This is a genomic window from Halobacillus sp. BBL2006, from assembly GCF_000786645.1.
Taxonomy (GTDB): Bacteria; Bacillota; Bacilli; order Bacillales; family Halobacillaceae; genus Halobacillus.
This window is the reverse complement of the sequence record NZ_JRNX01000287.1, coordinates 1-3,462: the sequence shown is the minus strand read 5'-3', so window position 1 is coordinate 3,462 and position 3,462 is coordinate 1. Positions and strand designations below refer to the sequence as shown.

Sequence of the window (3,462 nt, the reverse complement as noted above, 5' to 3'; positions counted from 1 at the left end):
TTTATTCTCTTTTTTCTATTGACTCAAGGAATCTCCATTTCATCTTGCATATTCTTACAATGATTGACACTAAGGACCTGTTTCCCTAAACTTAAATTGATATCATAAAGATTAGCATTAATGCAAGGGAGAGAACATCTATGAGCTCTGTTCAAAATCAAAACATGAAAGCTTCCTTGAATGAACGTGAAGGGTTTCAAGTGTGGTGGCGTCTTTTACGTCCCCATACACTCACAGCAGCATTCGTACCTGTCTTCATCGGAACGATGCTAGCCGCGATCGAACAATCCATTAACTTCTGGTTATTTTTAGCTATGTTATTGGCTTCCATTCTCATTCAAGCTGCAACAAATATGTTCAACGAATACTACGATTATGTGCGTGGACTCGATACGGAAAACTCGGTAGGTATCGGCGGAACGATTGTACGGGATGGAATCAATCCACGAGTGGTATTATCTATGGCGATAAGTTTCTTTGCCGCAGCCGGGGTATTAGGTGTTTATATTTGTATTTCATCCAGCTGGTGGGTGGCATTAGTCGGTCTCGTCTCCATGTTATTCGGTTATTTATACACCGGTGGACCCTATCCCATTGCCTATACACCGCTCGGTGAACTGACCGCAGGCTTCTTTATGGGTACAATTATTGTTGGAATCAGCTACTTTATCCAGACCCTGACGCTATCATTTGAAGTTGTCCTGATTTCCATTCCCGTCGCCATCTTCATAGGTGCCATTCTGTTAGCCAACAACATTCGGGATCGTGTTGGAGACGCTGAAAATGGCAGAAAAACACTTGCCATCCTTTTCGGTCACGAAGGATCTATCCGTTTCCTAAGTGCGCTGTTCATAGGTGCTTATGCTCTAACAATCGCATTTATTTTATTCGGCATTTTACCTTATTGGTCCATTATTACCCTTCTCAGTTTAAGAAAAGGGATACAAGCGATTCAAGGATTTAAAGGAAAGTCACAACCACTCGAAATGCTTCCAGCTATGAAAGCTACAGCGCAAACCAATACAATCTATGGCATGCTTTTAGGAATTTCTTTATTATTGCAACTTTATATTCCACTCGGATAACACACAAGAAGGATGGTTTCGTACCATCCTTCTTTTCTCTAGGTTTGATTCAATCGATTGTGGGAAATATTACTTTAAAGGACGGGGTTCAAATGGAAGATATGACAAAAAACACGTTAATGGAAGTATTAGGCATGGAAGTAGAAAAAGCAGAACCAAATTGTGTACAGATTCGTATGCCCGTCGATAAGCGCACTCACCAACCGATGGGATTTTTACATGGTGGAGCAAGCGTAGCATTAGCAGAAAGTGCGGCCAGTATTGGCGCTTTTCTCAATATTGATCGGGAAAGATACCAAATCTTCGGCATCGAAATAAATGCGAACCACATTAAAAGTATTCGCGCAGGGTTCGTCACTGGCACTGCAACGCCTGTGCATATTGGGAGAAATACAATGGTTTGGGAGATCAAAATAATGAACTCTTCAAATGAATTGATTTCAACTTCCAGATGTACCATTGGTGTCGTCCCATTGAAAAAATCTTAATTTTTTTATACACCATAGCTGATCAGGAAGGAGAATAGATGTATGTTGACACAAAAGCAAAAAGAAACGTTCAAAAAACGGTTACTGGAAATGAAAGAAGAAGCTGAACAGAATTTAGAAGAATACCGAAACGATCAAGCGAAAGAGGATTATCCAAATGATGAAACAGGCGAGATTAGCAGCGTAGCCGATCACCCTGGCAATCTAGGAACGGACCAATTCGAAAGGGAAAAAGATATGACCTTTTACGAACAGGCTCGCGAGAAACTAATGGAGGTTAATGACGCGTTAAAACGCATGGAAGAAGACCGATACGGGTTAAGTGAAAAATCAGGAGAACCGATTCCTGTAGAACGGCTAGAGGCTATGCCTACCGCCCGCTACCGTGTGGATGAAATTGAAAATCAGCAAGATTGACCATGAAAAATGAGCTTCCCTGATTGCCGGGAAGCTCATTTTTCTATCTTCTATTAGGCAGCCGAGGATGAGCGAATTCCTTTCTGCTCCAACCACGGTTTCATTTTGATAAATAATGGGACGAACAAGGCTCCAATGACAATGCCTTTAATGGCATTGAAAGGTAGAATTCCAGCCATGATGGTCACCCATTTGACATTTGTACTCATTGTTTCCCAGCCCATGAACCAGCTGTAAGCAGGAAGAATGAAATAGAAATTTAGAACACTCATTCCAATGGCCATGATTACAGAACTTGTTACTAAACCTGAGACGAGAGATTTCGTAGATTTGAATTTGTGATAAATCATAGCTACAGGGACAACAAACAAAGTACCTGCCGCAAAGTTTGCGACTACTCCAACAGGATCAGCAGCTCCTGTATAGATGAGGTATAATGTATTTTTCAACCCTTCTACCACAACTCCAGCAATTGGGGTGAATAAAATGGCTGCAATTAAAGCGGGAACTTCACTGAAGTCAACTTTCAAATATTGTGGAAGCATTGGCAATGGGAAATTGAGAAACATTAAAACCATCGAAATACTTCCTAGTAAAGCTAGAATAATTAATTTTAGTAATTTGGATGACTGACCTGTTTGTGGGTTCATCATCGATCTCCTCCTTCATCTTTTTCATCGATTCACATCCCAGATGAAGGTGAACGTTTTCCTTTTTGCAAAATAAAAAACCTTAAAGCGTAAAAAAGGGGCTTTAAGGTTGAGATTAAATCGCGCATAAGAAACAGAAGGTAGTATTTGCACCCACCTGCCTCGCTCGACATCTTCTCCCATCCAGACTGTAACTGTCGGTCCCGGATTCTCACCAGGTCCACCGCTCGGTCGAAACCTCACGGGTCACGGACTAAGAGTGCACAAACACTCATCACCGTCGGTCGGGAATTTCACCCTGCCCCGAAGATGGAATCGATATAGAATTGTAATTATATTGTATATAAAAAGTCCTAGGTTCGCAATACATTTGTTTCTTGGAATAAAACAAAAGCACCCGTAGGCGCTTTTTAGTCATTCACTGTATTCAATAGGATTTTCAGTGTAGCTGAAATTGTACTTTCATCCACCAGACCGTCTTCACTCATTTGGACAGCGTCTAAATGAGTAGTGAAGTGATCCTCATAAGGATGATAAGGAATCTGACCGGTGTTCAGCTTTCCTTTCAAGGATAGAATGCTTTGATGCAGGATTTCTCTGTCCATATCGCACCTCTTTCTAAAAAGTCTCTTCTTCTATCCTATCCACTATCATCCATTTTTAGCCCAATTTCATAAAAAGTTATTCAACTATAGTGCAGAATTCTGTAAGACCCGATTTCGAGATACTTTCGGTTCCGTTGCTAAATACGGATTAGGATTGTTTGGGAAACAACTCGTCCAGCTCCCACGCCCAGACACTCGCGTCATAAGCAGAAAATCA

Annotated in this window: 5 protein-coding genes and 1 riboswitch; of the genes, 3 read left to right on the top strand and 2 right to left on the bottom strand. The window is 41.2% G+C overall.

From position 1 onward, the window contains the following. The first annotated feature begins 140 nt into the window (after positions 1-140). From LD39_RS09445 to LD39_RS09435, 3 genes are all read left to right on the top strand, one after another. On the top strand, positions 141-1,085 hold the full coding sequence (locus LD39_RS09445; RefSeq protein ID WP_035545545.1) for a 1,4-dihydroxy-2-naphthoate polyprenyltransferase: 945 nt from the start codon (positions 141-143) through the stop codon (positions 1,083-1,085). A gap of 92 nt (positions 1,086-1,177) precedes the next feature. Then, positions 1,178-1,573, top strand: coding sequence for a PaaI family thioesterase (locus LD39_RS09440; protein WP_035545543.1), 396 nt, complete (start codon positions 1,178-1,180; stop codon positions 1,571-1,573). Positions 1,574-1,615: 42 nt separating this feature from the next. Then, positions 1,616-1,990: a hypothetical protein gene (locus LD39_RS09435; protein WP_035545542.1), complete on the top strand. Its 375-nt coding sequence runs from the start codon at positions 1,616-1,618 to the stop codon at positions 1,988-1,990. Between the two features lie 53 nt (positions 1,991-2,043). On the opposite strand, the gene LD39_RS09430 is transcribed toward LD39_RS09435, so the two are convergent. Both LD39_RS09430 and LD39_RS09425 read right to left on the bottom strand, forming a co-directional pair. Beyond that, positions 2,044-2,640, bottom strand: a complete 597-nt coding sequence (locus LD39_RS09430; RefSeq protein ID WP_035545546.1) for an ECF transporter S component — start codon at positions 2,638-2,640, stop codon at positions 2,044-2,046. 167 nt (positions 2,641-2,807) lie between these two features. Continuing rightward, positions 2,808-2,955: riboswitch (FMN riboswitch) on the bottom strand. Positions 2,956-3,050: 95 nt separating this feature from the next. Further along, positions 3,051-3,245 (bottom strand): hypothetical protein, encoded by a 195-nt coding sequence (locus LD39_RS09425; RefSeq protein WP_035545540.1) that lies wholly within the window; start codon positions 3,243-3,245, stop codon positions 3,051-3,053. Between the last annotated feature and the right edge of the window lie 217 nt (positions 3,246-3,462).